This is a genomic window from Pseudomonas sp. Xaverov 83 (assembly GCF_019352905.1).
Taxonomy (GTDB): domain Bacteria; phylum Pseudomonadota; class Gammaproteobacteria; order Pseudomonadales; family Pseudomonadaceae; genus Aquipseudomonas; species Aquipseudomonas yamanorum.
The window spans coordinates 3,098-25,319 of the sequence record NZ_JAAAFU010000067.1 but is presented as its reverse complement, the minus strand read 5'-3'; the positions used below and the strand labels follow the sequence as shown (position 1 = coordinate 25,319).

At 64.6% G+C, this 22,222-nt stretch carries 2 protein-coding genes; both read right to left on the bottom strand.

What is annotated here, in order from left to right:
* Positions 1-575: 575 nt before the first annotated feature.
* Positions 576-11,993, bottom strand: coding sequence for a non-ribosomal peptide synthetase (locus tag K0H47_RS20095; protein ID WP_219273498.1), 11,418 nt, complete (start codon positions 11,991-11,993; stop codon positions 576-578).
* Positions 11,990-22,222: non-ribosomal peptide synthetase (locus K0H47_RS20090; protein WP_219273497.1), on the bottom strand; the 10,233-nt coding region annotated here is incomplete at its 5' end. The genes K0H47_RS20090 and K0H47_RS20095, both read right to left, overlap by 4 nt.

The following is a 22,222-nucleotide window of genomic DNA, read 5'->3' as shown; positions in this document are numbered from 1 at the left end:
CCACGCTCCAAAGCCTGCGTTCGGCCAGCGTGGTTTAACGGGGCGCCTAAGATCAAAATCAAGATCAACAGCAAGAGCACAGCGGCCTACCGGCCGGCTTGAGTGTTTAAAAGCCAAATCAAAAGCCAAAGCGGGCACGGTCAAATGTGGGAGCTGGCTTGCCTGCGATGGCATCACCTCGGTCTGCCTGATACACCGAGGTGTCTGCATCGCAGGCAAGCCAGCTCCTACAGAAAAGCAGCTTTTGCCTTTGCTTCTAACACTCAGGTCGGCTTTCAGGCCGCCGTGCTTTTGATCTTGATCTTGATCTGCGGGCCCCGTTAACCACGATGGCCGCAAGTAGGCACGGTGGAGCGGGTAAATCGGCAAGGATGCCGATTTAGCCGCGCCGGGCCATGGATGGCCCGTCGCGGCGGCCCGCGGAACCGGGCCGGAGTGCGGGCATGCCGAGCCTAGGCGAGGCACCGAGTGGTGGGGCAAAGACCTTTTGGTTACTTTTGGGGCGTTTGCCAAAAGTGACCCGCTGTAAGAGCGGAACCATAAGCCGCCGTTACCGCAGCAACGGATATGTACACTCACGAAACCCGCTCCCCAACCACAACCCCATCCCGCCACCAAGCCGCCAAACTAAAGACGTTGGGCGCCTTGAGCAGCGAAAAATGATTCCCCGGCCCATACCAAACCTCCAACGACCCGGTGCACTGGCGCCACCCTTCAACCATCAACCCCTGCTCCCGCTGATTCCCCGCCGCATCCAGGGTCGGATCCTCAGCCAACACCAACCGCACCACCCCCTCATACCGCCGCCCAGGCCGATAAACCGTACGCAACGCCGACGCATACGTGCGCGCCGGCCCATCCATCGCCTCCATCGAAGACCGCGCAGGCAACAACCCGCCCCCCACCATCCCCGCATGCAACAACCGCCGCTGCTCCACTTCATCGCGCCCGGCAAAATCCACCGCATCAATCCCCAGCGACTTACCCGAAGCCACCTGCATCGACTCAATCAGCCGTAACAACGCCGCCGTCGTGGTATAGGGCCGACCCACCACCCCATTCCCCCCGGGCGCCTCGCTGTCGATCAACGTCAACGACGCCACCTCACGCCCCTGGTCTTGCAACCGCGCGGCCATTTCAAACACCACCCAGCCGCCAAACGAATGCCCCACCAGATGCACCGGCCCCGAAGGACACTCCTGCTCCAAGGCCTGCAAATAACAGCGCGCCGCCGCCTCAACCTGGCTATGCGGCACCACCTCCCCATCCAGCCCACGCGGCTGCAAGCCAAAGATCGGCCAGTCCCGGCCCAGCGCCTCGGTCAACCCCACAAACCCGGTCACACTATCCCCCGCCCCCGGCACACAGAAAATCGGCGCATGCCCGGCGCGGCCACTCTGGATCCGCAACAACGGCTGATGCACCGCAACACTCGGAGCCTCACTCAATGCCAGAGCCTCACCCAACGCCTGCCCCAACGCCTGGATATGCGGTGCCTGCATCATGCTCTGGTGATCCCCCGGCACTTCAACCTGGCGCAGTTGCCCAGGGGCCAACGCTTCATTCCAACCCAAATCCAGGCTGCGCCGCGACAGCTCCGTCGGCCGCTCTGCGGCGCTGAACAGGTGCACCGCCAGCGGCATCGGGAACAGGCTGTAATGCGCCAGCGCGTGCCCATGTCCGACTTCCCGCTCGATAAAACTCAACAGGTCCGCGTCCGAAGCCGCCGCCATCTGCGCGTACAACAAATGCCGATCGCGGCAGCGTTGCAACAGCCCAGCAAAATCCAGCTGTCCAATCTGCGCTTCCAGTTGCTCAAGGCTTGCCAGCTCATCCACACCTCCCTGTGCCTTCCAATACGCCATGCACTGCAACAGCAAATGCCGCTTGAGGGCATCCGGCCCGGCCCAGCGCCCCTTGCCCTGGTCGGTCATGCGCGGCACGTAGCTGTCGATCAACCCGAGGAACGCCACCGGCTCGTCCAGGCCCTGCAGTTGCATCGCCACTTCATAAGCCAACACCCCACCAAACGACCAACCCGCCAGCCGATACGGCCCATGGGGCTGCACCGCCCGAATGATCCCCACCAGCCGCGCCGCCAGGCCTTCCATGGTCTGCAACTGCGGTTCACCGAGGGGCGCACCGGGCAAGCCGTAGATCGGGTAATCCCCCGGCAGATGCCGGCCCAGCGCCGGGAAATACACGTCCATGCCGCTGAATTCGTGCACCAGGAACAATGGCGGCTGGCTGCCGCTGGCGCGCACGGTGATCAGCGCGCTGTCGTCCTCCCGCGTCGTACACTGGCCAAGCATCGAGGCGACCGAAGCGACGCTGGCATGCTGGAACAGCTCGGCCAACGACACCTCAAGCCCCGCCTCTTCCATCAGGTTGACCAGCCGGATCGCCAGCAGCGAATGCCCGCCCAGTTCAAAGAAACTGTCGTGCCGACCGACCTGCTCCAACCTCAACACTTCGCCCCAGAGGCGGGCCAGGGTCTGTTCCAGCTCATTGGCCGGGGCTTCAAACACACGGCTTACCAGCGCTTCCATCGCAGGCACCGGCAGGGCCTTGCGGTCGACTTTGCCGTTGGCCGTCAGGGGCATTTTTTCCAGCGGCACATAGGCCGAGGGCACCATGTAGTCCGGCAGGTGCTGCAGCAGATGACTGCGCAGAACGTCAACGGCGAGCGGCTCGCCGGTGTAGTACGCCACCAGTCGCTTATCGCCAGGCGCATCTTCCCGCGCAAGCACCACCACATCCTTGATGCCGTTGCAGGTCGCCAGGCGCGCTTCGATTTCACCCAACTCGATGCGGAAGCCACGGATCTTCACCTGGTCGTCATTACGACCGATGCACTCCAGCAGCCCGTCCGCCGACCAGCGCCCAAGGTCGCCGGTGCGGTACAGCAAACCATCGCCAAATGGATCATCGACAAATTTTTCAGCCGTCAGCTCCGGCCGGTTCAGATACCCCTTGGCCACACCGTGCCCGCCAATACAGATTTCCCCGACTACACCCAGCGGCACCGGCTGCAAGTGCGCATCCAGCACATGGATTTGCGTGTTGGAAATCGGCCTGCCGATCGGCACGCTTTCAGCATCGGCGGCGATCGCCTGCACCTCATAGGTGGTGGCGTAGGTGGTGGTTTCCGTCGGGCCATAGCAGTGCACCAGGCGCAACGCCGGCGCCCGGGCCAGCAGGCTGCGGAATGCCGCCGGGTCCGCCCGTTCGCCGCCGCACAACAGGATGCGCAGCCCGGCCAACGCGTCGGGAATCAGCTGCACGTACTGGTTGAACAGCGCGGTGGTGACGAACAGGATCGTCGCCCCGCCCGCCTTCAATACTCGGCCAAACACACCCGGGTCGAGCAAGGTGGCATGGTCGATCACCAGCACCTGGCCGCCGTTCAGCAGCGGCCCCCACACGTCCATGGTGCTCGCGTCGAACGCCGGGTTGGAGGCGAACGCCACGCGATCATGGGCGCTGAAATCGGCATAGCCGTTGTTGATCACCAGCCGCGTGATGCCCCGGTGCGGCACCAGCACGCCTTTGGGGGTGCCGGTGGAGCCGGAGGTGTACATGATGTACGCCACCCGTTCCGAGGACTGCGACAGGTCCGGGTTGTGGCTCGGTTGCGGGTCCAGCGCCAGGGTGTCGAGGTCGATGCGTCGGGTCGGGTACTCGACGGACTCGCTGCTGTGGGTCAACAGCCAGACCGCGCCGCTGTCCTGCACCATAAAGGCCTGGCGCTCGGCCGGGGCGTTGATGTCCAGCGGCACGTAGGCCGCCGCGCATTTGAGGATTGCCAGTTGACTGAGCACCAGGTCAATCGAGCGCGGCAGCAGGATCGCCACGTGATCGCCAGGCTGCACGCCCAGGGTGCGCAGGTGATGGGCCAGTTGGTTGGCGCGGGTGTTCAGCGCGCCGTAACTCAGGGTGTCCTCGCCATGCGCCACAGCGATGGCGCTCGGGCGCGCCTGGGCCTGGGCTTCGAACAGGCGCTGCACGGTATGTTCACGAGGGAACTCCCGTTGGGTGGCGTTGAACGCCACCCGCAGCTTTTCACGCTCCGCCGGCGGCAGAATCGACAGTTGGCTGATTGGGCCCGCTGCATTTTGCTCCAGGGCCTGCACCAGGTGTTCCAGGGCGACATGCAGGTACTCACAGAGGCGTGCCGCGCCCGGCCCCATGACATCAAAGCCAAACCCGTCACCCAGGTCATCGACACTCAGGGACAGTGCAAAGTTGGTGCGTTCCTCGGCCTTGAGCACTTGCATGCCCTGCCAGGCTTCAGCCACCCCACCAGCGTGCGGCGCACTGTGGCGATAGTTGAACAGCACGCTGAACAGCGGTGTATTGGCCGGCAACCCGCTGCAACGTTGGGCCAGGGCCAGTGGCGCATGCTCGTGACTGAGCAGTTGGGTCAGGCTGGCATGGCTCGCCATCAGCGCCGCGTGCACCGTGCGCTCCCCCAGGTCGACCCGTAGGGGCAAGGTATTGATGAACACCCCCAATGCGCGCTCGGCGCCTTCACCGCCTTGCAACCGGCCCAGCAACACGGTGCCGAACACCACCTGCTCACGGCCGGAAACCTTGCCCAATACCTGCGCCCAAGCCAGGTGCATCAGGCTCGCCGCACTGACCCCAAGGTGACGCGCCAGGGTGCGCAGGCGCCCGCTCAGCAGCGGGTCAACGCTCAGGCGTGCCTGTTGCGCTTCATCGGGTGCATTCAGTGCCAGCGTCGGCTCATCGATCTCCCCGAGCATCTCGCGGAAGAAGGCTTCGTGCTCGTCCTGACGCATGCCCAAGCGCGTCTGCGCCACATAGTTGCGATACGGCACCGCCGCCCCCAACTGCTCGCGACGGCCCAACAGACAGGCTTGCATCTCGTGCTGCAATACTTCCAGCGCCACGTGATCCATCACCAAATGATGGAACAGCAACAACGCAACCACCCGTTGGTTGGCCGGGTCCTCGGCGTACACCAGGCGCATCAACGGTGCCTGCCCCAGGTCCAGGCGGTGCTGATGGAAGCGCGCCTGCAAGTGCTCCAGCACATCGCCCGTCGCCTGAATCGCCTCGACCTGCAACGACGCCCGGCGCCACACCACTTGCACCGGCTCTTCCAGCCCGTCCCAGTGCATCGACGAGCGCAGGATATCCTGCCGCTCGATCACCGCTTGCAACGCCTGGGCAAACGCTTCAAGGCGCTCGACGCTGGCGAAGGCAAACTGCGCCTGTAACAGGTACGCGTCACCCTGTTGTACTGCGCGATGGTGATACAGGATCCCGGCCTGCAACGGCGCCAGCGGGTAGATGTCCTGCACGTTGGCCGCGCCGCCGGGAATGCTCGCGACAAGGCGGTCGATGACGGGTTGCTCCAGGTTCACCAGCGTCAGCATGTCCGGGGTGATCCGCGTGCAATCCGCAGCAATCCCATTGGCCGGCACCACCACTTCGCGACCACCACCCACGGCAGCCGCCAAGGCTGCAAGGGTGGGTTGACCAAACAGCACTTTCACATCCGCCGACAACCCGACCCGGCGCATGCGGCCAATCAGGCTGGCGGCCAGCAGCGAGTGGCCGCCCAGCTCGAAGAAATTGTCATGCCGACCGACCCGCTCCACCTTGAGCAAATCAGCCCAGAGGCCGGCCAGGGTGATTTCGGTTTCACCCAGGGGCGCGACGTATTCCCGAGCGATCACCGATTCCAGGCCCGGTACCGGCAATGCCTTGCGGTCGAGCTTGCCGTTGGGACTCAGAGGCAAGGCCTCCAGGTGCATGAAGGTCGCCGGTACCATGTAGTCCGGCAATTGCTCCAGCAGGTGGCTGCGCAGGGCGTCGATGTCGGCCTGCACGCCGGTGTAGTAGGCCACCAGCCGTGAGTCACGGGCCACCACGGCGGCTTCGTTGATGTGCGGGTATTGCAGCAGTCGCGCCTGAATCTCACCCAGTTCGATACGCAGGCCACGGATTTTCACCTGGTCATCGTTGCGGCCCAAATACTCGATGGTGCCGTCCGGTAGGTAGCGCCCGACGTCGCCGGTGCGGTACATCCGGCCTGCGCTGAACGGGTCCTTGAGGAAGCGTTCGGCCGTCAGCTCAGGACGGTGCAGGTAACCCCGCGCCACTTGCACGCCACCGATGAACAGCTCGCCCACCACGCCCAATGGCACGGGCTGCAACTGCCCGTCCAGCAGGTACATGCGGGTGTTGGCGATCGGCTTGCCGATGGGGGTGTTGTCCGGCGTGACGGGCCCGGCGCAATCCCACGCCGTCACGTCCACCGCCGCTTCCGTCGGGCCGTAGAGGTTGTACAAACCGATGCCCGGCAACTGCTGTTTGAAACGGCGCACCAGGCTGCCGGGCAACGCTTCGCCGCTGCACATCACCCGCACCAGCCCGGCGCTCTGGCTGACATCGCCGTGGGCCAGGAACACGTCCAGCATCGAAGGCACAAAGTGCAGTGTGGTGATCTGCTCGGACTCGATCACATCACACAGGTAGGCCGGGTCTTTATGCCCGCCTGGACGCGCCATCACCAACCGTGCGCCGGTGAACAGCGGCCAGAAAAACTCCCACACCGACACGTCGAAGCTGAACGGAGTTTTCTGCAATACCCTGTCCTGGGCAGTCAGCCCGTACTCGTCCTGCATCCACAGCAGGCGGTTGACCACGCCCGCGTGCTCGTTGATCACGCCCTTCGGTTGGCCGGTGGAACCCGAGGTGTAGATCACGTAGGCCTGATGCTGCGCGGTCAGCCCATCCACTCGTGGGTTGGACGTTGGTTGGTGCTGCCAGGTGTTCCGGTCCAGGTCCACCACCGGCACCGTCACGTCGCCCAGCAGTGAACGGGTTTCGCCCTGCACCAGCACGGCGGCCGGTGCGCTGTCCTTGAGCATGTAGGCGATACGCTCCAGCGGATACGCCGGGTCCAGCGGCACATAACCGCCGCCCGCCTTGAGGATCGCGAACAGGCCGATGACCATCTCCAGGCCGCGCTCGACGCAAATCGCCACCCGCGAATCCGGCTGTACACCCAGCTCACGCAGATGGTGCGCCAATTGATTGGCTCGTTCGTTCAACTCGCGATAGCTCAAGCATTCCGAGCCCGCCTTCACCGCCAGTGCATCGGGCGTTCGCGCAACCTGGGCTTCGAACATACCGTGCAGCGTCTGGTCTAGGTTGTAGCCCACGGCGGTGTCGTTGAAGTCGAACAGCAGGTGCTGGCGCTCCTGATCGTCCAGCAAGTCAGCCTGTTCCAGCACCGCCTGATCGTTATCCACCATGGCCTGCAGCACGCGGGTGAAATAGCCGACATAACGCTGCATGGTCGACTCATCAAACAACGCGATGGCGTATTCCAGGGTGCCGCGAATTTCGCCCCGGGTCTCGCCGAGGTTCAGGGACAGGTCGAACTTGGCAAAGTGACTGTCCTCCACAATCCCTTCAAGGCTCAGGTCGCCGAGAGCCAGTACCGGCGCGTCACTGTCCTGCCAGGTCAACATTGTCTGGAACAGCGGGCTATGGGCCAGGCTGCGCAATGGCCGGGTGATTTCCACCACCTGCTCAAACGGCAGGTCCTGATGAGCCTGGGCGTCCAGGGCCAGCCCCTTGACCCGCGCCAGCAGCGCCTCGGCACTCAGCTCGCCCGAGGTATCGATGCGCACCGCCAGGGTGTTGACGAACAACCCGATCAAGCCTTCCACCTCGGCCCGCTGGCGGTTGGCGACGGGGGAACCGATCACCACTTCCTCCTGCCCGGCCAAACGCGCGAGCAACGAGGCCCACGCCGTCATCATCACCATGTACAGCGTGGTGCCGTGGCGCTGGCTGAGGGCCTTGAGCCCGGCGGTCAGGCGCTCATCCAGGCGCACGTCGACGCTGCTGCCGGCGTAGTCCTGCTGGGCCGGGCGTGGACGGTCGGTCGGCAACATCAGCAACGCCGGCGCACCGGCCAGGGTGTGTTGCCAATAGCTGCTCTGGCGATGCAGCACTTCGCCGCTGAGCCACAGGCGCTGCCACACGGCGAAGTCGCTGTACTGGATCGGCAATGGCGGCAATGGGTCAGCCTCACCACGGCTGAAGGCTTGGTACAACGCCATCAGCTCACGGGTCAGCACGCCCATGGACCAGCCATCGGACACGATGTGGTGGATAGTCAGCAGCAACACGTGATGATCATCGGCCATGATCACCAGGCGCCCGCGCAGCAGCGGGCCGCGCTGCAAATCGAAAGGCGCCGAGGCTTCGCCCTGGATCAACGCGTCCAGCACCTGCTGTGCTTCGGGGTGGCGGCGCAGGTCCTGCACTTGCAGGGGCATCACCTCTTCAGGCGGCACGATCAGCACCTGGGCGTCGTCATCCTGCTGGGCGAAACGGCTGCGCAAGGTTTCATGCCGCGCGACGATCCGCGCCAGGGCCCGTTGCAGCGCATCGACGTGCAACTGCCCACGCAAGCGCAGGCCGATAGGAATGTTGTAGGCGGTGTTGGCACCCTCCATCAGCGCCAGAAACCACAGGCGTTGCTGGGCAAACGACAACGGCAACTCCGTGTCCCGCGCCGCCGGCAGGATATCCGGCAAGGTGCTGCGCCCGGCCTGGGCAAGCACCTGCGCCACGGCGGCCAGTTCGGCATTGGCGAACAGTTCCCCCAGCGCCAGATCAACCCCAAGGCGCTGGCGAACCTGGGACACCATGCGCATGGCCAGCAACGAATGGCCGCCCAACTCAAAGAAATGATCCTGGCGCCCCACGCGCTCCACTTGCAGCACATCGGCCCAGATTTGCGCGAGGACGGTTTCGATATCGCCATGAGGCGCTTCGTACTCGCGAGTGAAGACGGCGGCCAGGTCCGGCTTTGGCAGGGCCTTGCGGTCCAGCTTGCCGTTGGCGGTCAGGGGCAGTGCATCGAGTTTTACGTAGGCCACCGGGACCATGTAGTCCGGCAGGTGGGCCACCAGATGCGTGCGAATATCGCCCACATCGAGGGGATCGAACTGCGGGTTTTCGGTGAAGTAAGCCACCAACCGGGGCTGGCCGGGCTGGTCTTCCCGGGCCAGCACCACCACTTCCTGGAGACCGGGCAACTGGTTGAGGCGGGTTTCGATTTCTCCCAACTCGATGCGCACGCCACGGATTTTCACCTGGTCGTCGTTGCGGCCCAGGTACTCGATGTTCCCGTCCGGCAACCAGCGCGCGAGGTCGCCGGTACGGTACATGCGGCCCGGGTTGAAAGGGTCATCCAGGAAGCGTTCGGCGGTCATTTCCGCACGGTTGAGATAACCCCGCGCCACGCCCTTGCCGCCCACATACAGTTCACCGGCAACCCCCAAGGGCACCGGGCGCTGCTGTTCGTCCAGCAGGTAAACCGTGGCATTGGCGATGGGCTTGCCGATGTGCAACGGCTGACCGGGCTCAATCCGCCCGGAGGTGGCGACCACCGTGGCTTCAGTGGGACCGTAGTTGTTGATCACCTCGAAACGTTGGGCCCGGGTGAACTGGCGCAGGCGGTCGCCGCCAATCAGCAAGGTGCGCAGGGTCGGGTGTTCGATGTGCTGGCTGAAGGCATATTCGGCCACCGGCGTGGGCAGGAAACACACGTCCAGCGGTTGCGCGCGCCACCAGTCCAGCAGCGCGTCGATATCTTCCGCGCCGTCGTGGGCCGGCGGCAGGTGCAAGGTCGCGCCCACGCACAGGGCCGGCCAGACTTCCCAGGCCATCGCGTCAAAGCCGAAACCGGCAACGCTGGCGGTATGTCGGCCGGCGCACAGGTCAAACGCGGTGCAATGCCAGTCCACCAGGTTGGCCACGGTGTGGTGTTCCACCATCACGCCTTTGGGCAGGCCGGTGGAGCCGGAGGTGTAGATCACGTAGGCCAGGTTGGACGGTGTGACGGAAACTTGGGGGTTGCTGGCCGTATGGTGATGCCAGGTAAAACGGTCCAGGTTGATCACCGGTACGTCGAGTGTAGGCAGCCGCTCCAGCAGGGCGTGTTGCGTCAGCACCGCGACCGGGGCGCTGTCGCTGAGGAGGTAGCTCAGGCGCTCGGCCGGGTGCGACGGGTCCACCGGTACGTAGCAGGCACCGGCCTTGAGGATCGCCAGCAATCCGGCCAGGGTGTCCAGCCCGCGCCGGGCGACGATGGCCACACGGTCGTCGGGTTTTACCCCCAGGGCCAGCAGGTGATGGGCCAGCAGGTTGGCTTGTTGGTTCAATTCGCCGTAGGTCAGCTGACGGCCTTGATACACCGCAGCCACCGCGTCCGGGGTCAGCGACGTCTGCGCTTCGATACGCCCGTGCAGGGTGGTGCCTTGGGGGAAGTCGGCCGCTGTCGCGTTAAAGTGCTCCAGCAGGTGTCGCTGCTCAGCCTCGGGCAGTACCGACAGAAGATTCAACGGGGTGTCGGGCGCCTGCTCCAGCGCCTGTACCAGGTTTTCCAGGGCCGTTTGCACATAACCACAAACAGCCTGCGGATCGACCTGGGTACTCGCCAGCAAGCGCAGGATAAACCCGTCCCCCAGGTCATCGACACTCAGGGTCAGCGGGTAGTTGGTGCGCTCCTCGGAGCTCAAGATCTCGATGCCCTGCCAGGCCGCCGCCGCGTCGGTACTGGTGCCCGAGCCACTGTGGCGATAGTTGAGCAATGTGCTGAACAGCGGCGTCGGCGCCGCCACCCCGCTGCAACGCTGGGCCAGGGCCAGGGCGGCGTGTTCATGACGCAGCAAGGTGGTCAGCCGCGCGTGCGTGGCCTTGACCCCGGCACGCACCGTCTCGGCGCCGACATCCACGCGAAACGGCAAGGTATTGATGAAAATCCCCAGGGCCCGGTCCGTGGCGTGTCCCCCCTGCATGCGGCCCATCAAGACGGTGCCGAACACCACCTGCGCCTTGCCTGCCAGGGCACTCAATACCTGCGCCCAGCCCATATGGAACAGGCTGGCGGCACTCACCCCCAACTGCCGCGCCTGGGCCCGCAAACGCTGATTGAGCGCTGGCGGCAACGGCCAGTCGACTTCGGCAATCTCCTGGCCGTCGCCCTGCACATCCTGCAAACCAAACGGCAAGGTCGGCTCAGTGATGTCCCCGAGCATTTCGCGAAAGAACGCTTCGTGTTGCTGCTCGCTGATCCCCAGGCGTGCCTGGGCCACGTAGTTACGAAAAGGCACCGCCTGGCCCAACTGATCCCCGTGGCCCTGCAAGTAGGCCTGCATTTCGTGGCGCACCACGTCGAGCGCGCTGTGGTCCAGGGCCATGTGGTGGAACAGCAGCAAGGCAACCATGCGCTGCCGGGCTTCATCCCAGGCGCCTACCAGACGAACAAGCGGTGCGCGGGTAACGTCCAGGCGGTAGTGACGGCCATCAAACAGGCCATGCAACTGGGTCGCGATATCCCCGTCGGCGGGGTTCAGTTCAATCAGTTGCACCGGCAATCGCGCCGCGCGCCATACCACTTGCGAAGGCTCTTCCAGGCCCTCCCAGATCACAGCGGTGCGCAGGATGTCATGGCGGTCCATCACGCCCTGCAACGCCTGGGCAAACCCCTTGAAGCGCTCAAGGCTGTCGAAAGCGAACTGCGACTGCATGACGTAGGGGTCGCCGTGTTCGGCACTCACATGGTGATAAAGAATGCCTTCCTGCAGCGGGGCCAGCGGGTAGATGTCCTGCACGTTGGCCGCGCCGCCGTCGACGGTCTCGATGATGCGGTCAATCGAGGCCTGGCTCAGGCTCGACAGCGTCAGCATCGCTGGGGTAATCCGCTGGGCGCCTGCGGGAATGCCATTGGCCGGCACCTCGACTTCACCGGCCTTGGTGGCCGCGTATTCCCCGGCCTTGAGCAGCTCGATCAGCGCCGGCTTGTGTTCCCGTAGCGAGGCCACCAATGCCGGGTCACTCAGGGCCTGTTTATTGCCCTGCACCGACAACTGGTCGCCCTTGAGCGCCAGTTGTACATCCTTGGCCTTGAGTGTCGCCAACAGTTCAATGATGCTCACAGGACGATCTCCATTCGTTCGGTAATTGCGGCGTAGCCTGCCAGGGTCGGTTGTTCGAACAGCCCCCGCACATCGGCTTCCATGCCTTCCTGACGCAAGCGCCCGATCAAGCTGACGGCCAGCAGCGAGTGCCCGCCCAGTTCGAAGAAATTGTCATGCCGCCCTACCCGCTCCACCTTCAGCAGCTCGGCCCACAAGCGCGCCAGGGTGATTTCGGTGTTGCCCACCGGGGCTTCGTACTCGCGCACGATCAGCGACTCAACGCCTGGCGCCGGCAGCGCCTTGCGGTCGAGTTTGCCGTTGGGGCTCAACGGCAAGGCCTCCAGGTGCACGAATACCGCCGGCACCATGAAGTCCGGCAAACGCGCCAGCAAATGGGCACGCAGTTGTTCGATATCCGCCTGCACGCCGGTGTAGTACGCCACCAGGCGCTCGTCCCGGGCCAACACCGCCGCTTCATTGACTTGCGGGTATTCGGTCAGCCGCGCCTGGATTTCCCCCAGTTCGATGCGCAGGCCACGGATTTTCACCTGGTCGTCGTTGCGGCCCAGGTACTCGATATTGCCGTCCGGCAGGTAGCGCCCGACGTCGCCGGTGCGGTACATGCGGCCAGCAGTGAACGGGTCCTTGAGGAAGCGTTCGGCGGTGAGTTCAGGGCGGTGCAGGTAGCCGCGAGCGACCTGAACACCACCGATGAACAGCTCGCCGACCACGCCCAAGGGTACCGGCTGCAACCGGGCGTCCAGCAGGTACATGCGGGTATTGGCAATCGGTTTGCCGATAGGCGTGTTGTCCGGCACCAGGGGCCTTGCGCAGTTCCACGCGGTCACATCCACCGCCGCTTCGGTCGGGCCATAGAGGTTGTACAAACCGATGCCTGGCAACTGCTGCTTGAAGCGTCGCACCAGGCTGCCGGGCAAGGCCTCACCGCTGCACATCACCCGCAACAGCCCGGCACTCTGGCTGACATCGCCGTGGGCCAGGAACACGTCGAGCATCGACGGCACAAAGTGCAAGGTGGTGATCTGTTCAGCTTCGATCACCTCGCACAGGTAGGCCGGGTCCTTGTGCCCGCCGGGGCGCGCCATGACCAACCGGGCACCGGTGAACAGGGGCCAGAAGAATTCCCACACCGACACGTCAAAGCTGAACGGGGTCTTCTGCAAGACCGCGTCGCTGGCGGTCAGGCCGTAGGCGTCCTGCATCCACAGCAGGCGGTTGACCACACCTGCATGCTCGTTGATCACGCCCTTGGGCTGGCCGGTGGAACCGGAGGTGTAGATCACGTAGGCCTGATGCTGCGGGGTCAGCCCGTCGACGGTTGGGTTGGACAGCGGCTGGTGCTCCCAAGTGTTCCGGTCCAGATCCACCACGGGTACCGCCACATCGCCCAGCAGCGAACGGGTTTCGCCCTGCACCAGTACCGCCGCCGGCGCGCTGTCTTGCAGCATGTAGGCGATTCGCTCCAGCGGATACGCCGGGTCCAGCGGTACATAACCACCACCGGCCTTGAGAATGGCGAACAGACCGATGACCATCTCCAGGCCACGCTCCACACACATCGCCACCCGCGAATCCGGCTGTACCCCCAGCTCACGCAGATGATGGGCCAACTGATTGGCGCGCGCGTTCAGTTCGCGGTAGCTCAGGTGTTGGTCACCCGCTTTCACCGCCAGCGCATCGGGGGTGCGTTCAACCTGGGCTTCGAACAGGCCGTGAAGGGTCTGATCGAGGTTGTAGGCAACCTCGGTGGCGTTGAACCCGAACAGCAGTTGCTCGCGCTCCTGCGGGCCCAGGATCGACAGGCGATCCAGCGGCAATTGCGGGGATTGCTCCAGCGCTTCCACCAGCCCGTGCAACGCCGCCTGCATGTAACCGCAAATACGCTGCGCGCCAATCTGCGCGGGGGTCATCGCGGTCAACCGGAAGCCGTCGCCCTGGTCATCCACGTTCAAGGTCAGCGGGTAGTTGGTGCGCTCCTCGCTGGCCAGGGTTTCGATCCCCTGCCAGGCCGGGGACACCGCCGCTTGCTGGCTGTCGCTGTGGCGATAGTTGAGCATGGCGCTGAACAACGGCAACGGCGCCGCCACTCCACTGCAACGCTGGGCCAGCGCCAGCGAGGCATGCTCATGCCCCAACAGTGCCGTCAGCCGGGCATGGGTCGCCTTTACCGCCGCACGCGCACCGATGCCGCCGACATCCACCCGCAACGGCAAGGTATTGATGAACATCCCCAACGCCCGGTCGCTGCCCTTGCCGCCCTGCATACGGCCCAGCAACACGGTGCCAAACACCACGGTGTCCTGGCTCGAGGTGCAGGCCAACACCTGCGCCCAGGCAAGGTGGAACATGCTGGCAGCGCTGACGCCCAGCAACCGCGCCTGAGTGCGCAGGCGCTGGGTCAAGGCCGGTGATAACGCTTCACAGGCTTCTTCGATGGCACTGCCATCGCCCTGCACATCCTGAAGGCCGAACGGCAGCGTAGGCTCATGAATATCCCCCAGCATCTCGCGGAAGAACGCTTCGTGCTCCTGCTCACTCACCCCCAGTCGGGCCTGGGCCACGTAATTGCGGTACGGCGTGGCTTCGTCGGTGATTTCGGGCAGGCCCAGCAAGCTGGCTTGCATCTCGTGACGCACGCCGTCCAGCGCCGTGTGGTCAAGGGCGATATGGTGGAACAGCAGAATCGCTACCACCCGTTGCTGGCGCGGATCTTCGGCATATACCAGGCGCACCAGCGGGGCCTGGGACATCGGCACACGGTAGTGACGAGGATCAAACTGGCGATGCAGCTGCGCCAGCACATCACCGGTGCCCACCTGCACCGCCTGCACCGACAGCTCAGCCTGGCGCCATACCACTTGCAGTGGCTGTTGCAAGCCTTCCCAGACCACGCCGGTGCGCAAGATATCGTGGCGGTTGATCACCGACTGCAACGCCCGGGCAAACGCCTGCAAACGCTCGACGCTGTCAAACGCCAGGTGCGATTGCAGCAGATACGGATCGCCCTGCTGCGCACTGATGTGGTGGTAGAAAATCCCTTCCTGCAACGGCGCCAGCGGATAAATGTCCTGCACATTGGCGGCGCCGCCCGGCACGCTGGCGACGATCTGGTCGATGGTCGGCTGATCCAGCTCCACCAGCGACAGCATCGAAGGCGTGATGCGCTGGCAATCGGCAGCAATGCCATTGACCGGCACCACCACTTCCCGGCCACTGCCCACCGCCGCCGCCAATGCGGCCAATGTCGGCTGGCTGAACAACACCCGCACATCGGCGCTCAGGCCGACCTGGCGCATGCGCTCGATCAGACTCACCGCCAGCAATGAATGGCCACCCAGCTCAAAGAAATGGTCATGGCGGCCCACTTGCTCCACCTGCAACACCTCGGCCCAGATCCGCGCCAGGGTGGTTTCGACCTCGCCTTGCGGCGCTTCGTATTCACGGCTGAGCATGGCGGCCTGATCCGGCGCCGGCAAGGCCTTGCGGTCGAGCTTGCCGTTGGCGGTCAGGGGCCAGCTGTCGAGCTTCACGTAGGCCACCGGCACCATGGCCTCGGGCAGTTGGCTGTGCAGCTCGGCGCGCAGGGTTTCGATATCCAGCGGTTTTTGTTCGGTGAACCAGGCTACCAAGCGGCCGTCGCGCACCAGCACCACGGTTTCCTTGACGCCGTCGACGGCGGCCAGGCGGGTTTCGATTTCCCCCAGCTCGATGCGCACACCCCGGACTTTTACCTGGTCGTCGTTGCGGCCCAAGTATTCAATATTCCCATCCGGCAGCCAGCGCGCCAGGTCGCCGGTGCGGTACATGCGACCCGGGTTGAACGGGTCATCAAGGAAGCGTTCGGCAGTCAGGTCCGGACGATTCAAATACCCGCGGGCCACGCCGCTGCCGCCCACATACAGCTCGCCTGCCACACCCACCGGCACCGGACGCTGTTGGTCATCAAGCAGGTACACCGTAGCATTGGCCATCGGCTTGCCGATGTGCAGCGGCTGACCGATGTGCACGCGGCCAGAAGTGGCGACCACCGTGGCTTCGGTGGGGCCGTAGTTGTTGATCACCGCGAAACGGCGCTCCTGATTGAACTGGCGCAGGCGATCACCGCCGATCAACAGGGTGCGCAGGCTTGGGTGTTCAAGCTCCTGGCTGAAGGCGTACTCGGCCACGGGCGTCGGCAGGAAGCTCACCTCCAGCGGTTGCGCCAGCCACCAGGCCAGCAGTTCGTCGATGTTTTCATTGCCCACCTGGGCCGGTGGCAGGTGCAGGGTCGCCCCTACGCACAACGCCGGCCAGACTTCCCAGGCCATGGCATCAAAGCCGAACCCGGCCACGCTGCTGGTGTGGCTGTGGGCGTGCAGGTCAAAGGCTTCGCAGTGCCAGTGCACCAGGTTTTCCACAGTGCGGTGTTCCACCATCACCCCTTTGGGCTGGCCGGTGGAGCCGGAGGTGTAGATCACGTAGGCGAGGTTCGTCGGGGTCAGGCTGGCGATCTGGGGATTGCTCTCACCGGAATACGCGCCATGCAGGTCGACGATGGCCACCTCGCCGAGCACGCCACGGGTGCTTTCCTCGGCCAGTACCGCGACCGGGGCACTGTCTTGCAGCAGGTAAGCGATGCGCTCGGCCGGATAAGCCGGGTCTACCGGGACGTAGGCCGCACCCGACTTGAGAATCGCCAGCAGGCCCACCAGCATCTGCGGCCCGCGTCGGCAGCAGATCGCCACGCGGTCGTCGGGCTGCACGCCCAACGCCAGCAGGTGATGAGCCAGCTGGTTGGCACGTTGGTTGAGCTGTTGGTACGTCAGGTGCTGGCCGTCCTGGCTCACCGCAATCGCCTGCGGCAGGCGCTCGGCCTGAGCTTCGAAGGCAGCGTGCAGGGTGTGTCCTTGTGGGTAATCGCGGGCGGTGGCGTTGAAGGTACGCAGGAGTTTTTCGCGCTCGGCAACAGGCAGTACCGGCAACTGATTCAGCGGCGTTTCCGGTGCTTTTTCAAGGGCCTGCACCAGTTGCTCCAACGCACTGTGCATGTAGTCACACAGGCGTTGCGCACCGATGGACTCCAGGGCCAGCACCGTCAGGCCGAAGCCTGTGCCTAGGTCGTCCACGCTCAAGGTCAGCGGGTAATTGCTGCGCTCTTCCCCGCCCAGCAACTGCACGCCCTCCCAGATGCCATGCCCGTCGCGGGCCATTTCGCCCGGGGTGCTGTGGCGGTAGTTGAGCAAGGCACTGAACAACGGCATCGAGGCCGGCACGCCACTGCAACGCTGGGCCAGCGCCAGGGATGCATGCTCATGGCCCAGCAAGGCACTGAGACGGGCGTGAGTCGCCTTGACCCCGGTGCGTACTGTACTGGCGCCCACCTCGACCCGCAGTGGCAAGGTGTTGATGAACATGCCCAGCGCCCGGTCGGCGCCTTCGCCGGCTTGCATGCGGCCCATCAACACGGTGCCGAATACCACGTCCTGACGGCCGGACGCGAGGCCGAGTACCTGGCCCCAGGCCAAGTGCATCAGGCTCGCAGCGCTGACCCCCAGTTGCCGCGCCTGTTCACGAATCCGCAGCGCCAACCCTGCATCGACGGGCAACTCGGCCTCTTCGATATGCCGGCCATCGCCCTGCACATCCTGCACGCCAAAGGGCAGCGTGGGCTCGTCAATGTCGGCGAGCATTTCACGGAAGAACTGCTCGTGCTCCTGGGCGCTGACACCCAGACGGGCCTGGGCCACGTAGTTACGGAACGGTGCCGCAACCGGCAAGTCATCGGCCTGGCTGAACAGGAACGCACGCATTTCCTGGCCGACCACTTCCATGGCGGTGTGGTCCAGCGCCAGGTGATGGAACAGCAGGATAGCCGCGACCCGTTGGTTGGCCGGGTCCTGCGCATACACCATGCGCAACAGCGGCGCCTGGGTGATGTCCAGGCGATAGTGGCGGGCATCGAAGCGTGCGTGCAGCTGTTCAATCACGTCGCCATCGGCCGGGTCCAGCGGGATGTGCTGTACGACCAACTCGGCATGACGCCACACCACTTGCAACGGGCTGTCCAAGCCTTCCCACACCACGCCGGTGCGCAGGATATCGTGGCGCGCCACGACCTTTTGCAGCGCGCCCATGAAGGCCTGCAACCGCTCGACGCTGTCAAACGCCATGCGCGATTGCAGCAGATACGGGTCGCCCTGTTCGGCACTGATGTGGTGGTAAAGAATGCCTTCCTGCAGCGGGGCCAGCGGGTAGATGTCCTGCACGTTGGCCGCACCGCCTGGCACCGTGGCCACAATGCGGTCGATGGCGGCTTGATCCAGCGTGACCAGGGTCAGCATCGACGGAGTGATGCGCTGGCAATCCTGCGCAATGCCGTTGGCCGGAACCACGATTTCCCGGCCACTGCCCACCGCGGCCGCCAGCGCCGCCAGGCTTGGCTGATTGAACAGCACCCGCACATCGGCGCTCAGGCCAGCCTGGCGCATGCGTTCGATCAGGCTTACCGCCAGCAATGAATGGCCGCCCAGTTCAAAGAAGTGATCAAAGCGTCCGACCCGTTCGACCTTCAATACGTCCTGCCAGATCTGCGCCAGCAGGGTTTCCACCTCACCCTCGGGGGCTTCGAAACCACGGCTGAGCAGCGACGCCTGATCCGGCGCGGGCAGGCCCTTGCGGTCCAGCTTGCCATTCGCGGTCAGCGGCAACAGTTCCAGCCAGACATAGGCCGACGGCACCATGTAGTCCGGCAGCCGGCTTTGCAGGTGCGCGCGCAACGCTTCAATGCTCAGCGGCGCCTGGGCGGTGTAGTAAGCCACCAGGCGCTTGTCGCCGGGTTCATCTTCACGGGCCAGCACCACCGTGTCTTTCACGCCGGAATAGCTGGCCAGGCAGCTTTCGATTTCACCGGGCTCGATACGGAAACCCCGTATTTTCAGCTGATGGTCGTTGCGGCCCTGGTACAGCAAGGTGCCGTCCGCCTGCCAACTCGCCAGGTCGCCGGTGCGGTACAGCAGGCCGTCGCCGAACGGATCGACGATAAACTTTTCGGCGGTCAGTTGCGGCTGGTTCAGATAACCCTTGGCCACGCCCACGCCACCGATGTACAGCTCGCCGACGACGCCCAGCGGCACTGGTTGCTGCCGCGCATCCAGCACGTAGGCACGGCTGTTGCCAATGGGTCGGCCAATCGGAATACCGCCCTCACCCACTGACGTGATCTCGAAGGTGGTGGAAAACGTGGTGGCTTCGGTGGGGCCGTAGCCATTCAGTAGATGCTGCGGCGCGCCGTGCTCAAGCACCCGGCCGATCACCTGCGGGTCGAGCACATCGCCGCCGACGATCAGGTAGCGCAGCTGGCGGAACATCGGCATCAACCCATCGGCGTATTGGTGGAACAACCCGGCCGTCATCCACAACACGCTGACGGATTGCTCCTGCAACAGGGCGGCGAAAGCGGCCTGGGACAGCAAGGTGGCGTGCTCGACCACCACCACGCAGCCGCCATTAAGCAGTGGCGCCCAGACGTCGAGGGTGCTGGCGTCGAACGCCGGGGTCGAGGCGAAGGCCACCCGGTCACGGTGATTGAAGTCGGCGTAGCCGTTGTTGATCACCAATCGGGAGATGGCGCGATGGGGAACCTGTACCCCCTTGGGCGCCCCGGTGGAGCCGGAGGTGTACATGATGTACGCCACGCTTTCCGCCGACTGGGTGAGGTTCGGGTTATGCGCAGGCTGCGTCGCAAGGTTCAGCGCAGCGAGGTCATTCAGCACGTGTTTGGCATGGCTGTCCTGCACCATGAACGCCTGGCGCTCTTCAGGCGCGTTGACGTCCAGCGGCACATAGACCGCCGCACACTTGAGGATCGCCAACTGGCTGACCAACAGGTCGATGGAGCGTGGCAGCGCGATGACCACGCTGTCCCCCGGCTTTACGCCTTGATCGATCAAATAGTGGGCCAGGCGATTGGCCCGCAGGTTGAGATCGCGGTAACTCAGCGACGCATGGCCGTGCACCACCGCCACGGCTTCCGGGCTGGCCAGGGCCTGGGCTTCGAAGAGAGCGTGAACGGTTTTCCCGGCCGGGTAGTCGCGGGCGGTGGCGTTGAAACCCACCAACACTTGATGCCGCTCGGCAGGTGGCAGGATCGACACTTGATGCAGCGGCATCGTCGGCGCCTGTTGCAGCGCCGTCACCAGGTTGCGCAAGGCACTGAGCATATAGTCGCCGACACGCTGCACATCCACTTCGGCCACGCCTTGCACCGTCAGCGCAAAACCCACACCGAGGTCGTCGACGTTCAGCACCAGCGGGTAGTTGCTGCGTTCCTCGGAGCTGAGGATTTCGATCCCGGCGTCAGCGAACGGGCTGGCGCCTGGCGCTTCGCCCGGGGCACTGTGGCGGTAGTTGAGCAAGGTGCTGAACAACGGCAGCGCACCGGACACGCCACTGCAACGCTGGGCCAGGGACAAGGACGCATGTTCATGCCCCAGCAACTGTGCGAGCCGCGCATGGGTGGCGCGCACGCCGCCCTGCACACTCACCGCGCCGACGCTGACCCGCAGCGGTAAGGTATTGATGAACATCCCCAGCGCCCGGTCGGCGCCCTCGCCGCCTTGCATACGGCCCAGCAATACCGTGCCGAATACCACCTCGTCCTGGCCCGATACCTGGCCGAGGACTTGCGCCCATGCCAGGTGCACCAGGCTGGCGGCACTCACACCCAACTGGCGGGCTTGCTCCCGCAGACCGAGGCTGAGGGCCGGGTCCACTGGCAAGTGCGCTTCACGCACACCGCTGCCGTCGCGATTCACATCGTGCAAACCGAAGGCCAGGGTCGGCTCGTCGATATCGCCGAGCATCTCGCTGAAGAACACTTCATGCTGCGCGGCGCTCACACCGAGGCGCGCCTGGGCCACGTAATTGCGGTATTGCACGGCGTCCGGCAGCAGGCCGGTTTGGCCTGCGAGGCTGGCGCTCATTTCTTCCACCAGCACCTGCAACGCGGTGTGGTCCAGCAGGATGTGGTGCAGCAGCAGGATGCCGACATGACGGCCCTGATCCTCGGCGTAGGCAAAGCGCATCAGCGAGGCGCGGGACAGGTCGAGGCGATAGTGGCGTGGGTCGAAGCGTGCTTGCAGTTGTGCCAGAACGTCGTTGTGTGGATCCACGTCGACCTGCTCAACCACCAGCAGTGCCTGGCGCAGTACCACTTGCACCGGCTCGTCCAGGCCTTCCCACATGATGCCGGTGCGCAGAATATCGTTGCGCTCGATCACGCTTTGCAGCGCATGGATAAACGCCTCGACCGGCTCATGGCCGCTGAAGCTGAACTGCACCTGCAACACGTAAGGATCGCCTTCGGTGGTCGCCAGGTGGTGATAGAGGATGCCGGCCTGCAACGGGGCCAGGCCGTAGATGTCCTGCACGTTACCGATACCGCCGGGCACGCTGGCGACGATATGGTCGATGGCCTGCTGGTCGAGGTCTACCAGCGGCAGCATGTCGGGGGTGATGTGCCGGGTCGCTTCGCGGATCAGGTTGGCCGGGACCTGCACTTCATGCTGGCCGCCCACCGCAGCGGCCAGCGCAGCCAACGTCGGCTGGCCGAACAGCACCCGCACATCGGCGCTCAGCTCCAGCTGGCGCATGCGCTCGATCAGCTTGACCGCCAGCAAGGAATGGCCACCCAGCTCGAAGAAGTTGTCCTGGCGCCCGACCCGGTCGATCTTCAGCAGGTCTTGCCAAAGGCTGGCAATCGCGGTTTCCACCGCGCCTTGTGGCGCTTCATAACCACGACGGGCCAGGGCGTCGGCATCGGGTGCCGGCAAGGCCTTGCGGTCGAGCTTGCCGTTGGTGGTGAGCGGAAACGAGTCCAGCAGTACAAAGGCGCTAGGCACCATGTATTCGGCCAGGGACAGCAGCAGGTGGTCCCGCAGCTCGGCGGCGGTGGGCACGTGGTCCGGCTGGGCAATCACGTAGGCCACCAGACGCTTGTCGCCCGGCTCGTCTTCGCGGGCCATCACCACGGCCTCACGCACGCCTCCACAGGTAGCCAGGCGTGCTTCGATTTCCCCCAGTTCGATACGAAAACCGCGAATCTTCACCTGGTCGTCGTTGCGCCCCAGGTACTCGACGCTACCGTCGGCCAGCAGCCGGCCGAGGTCACCGGTCTTGTACAGGCGCAGGCCGGTGACGGGGTCCGCCAAAAAGCGTTCGGCGGTCAGCTCATCACGGTTGAGATAACC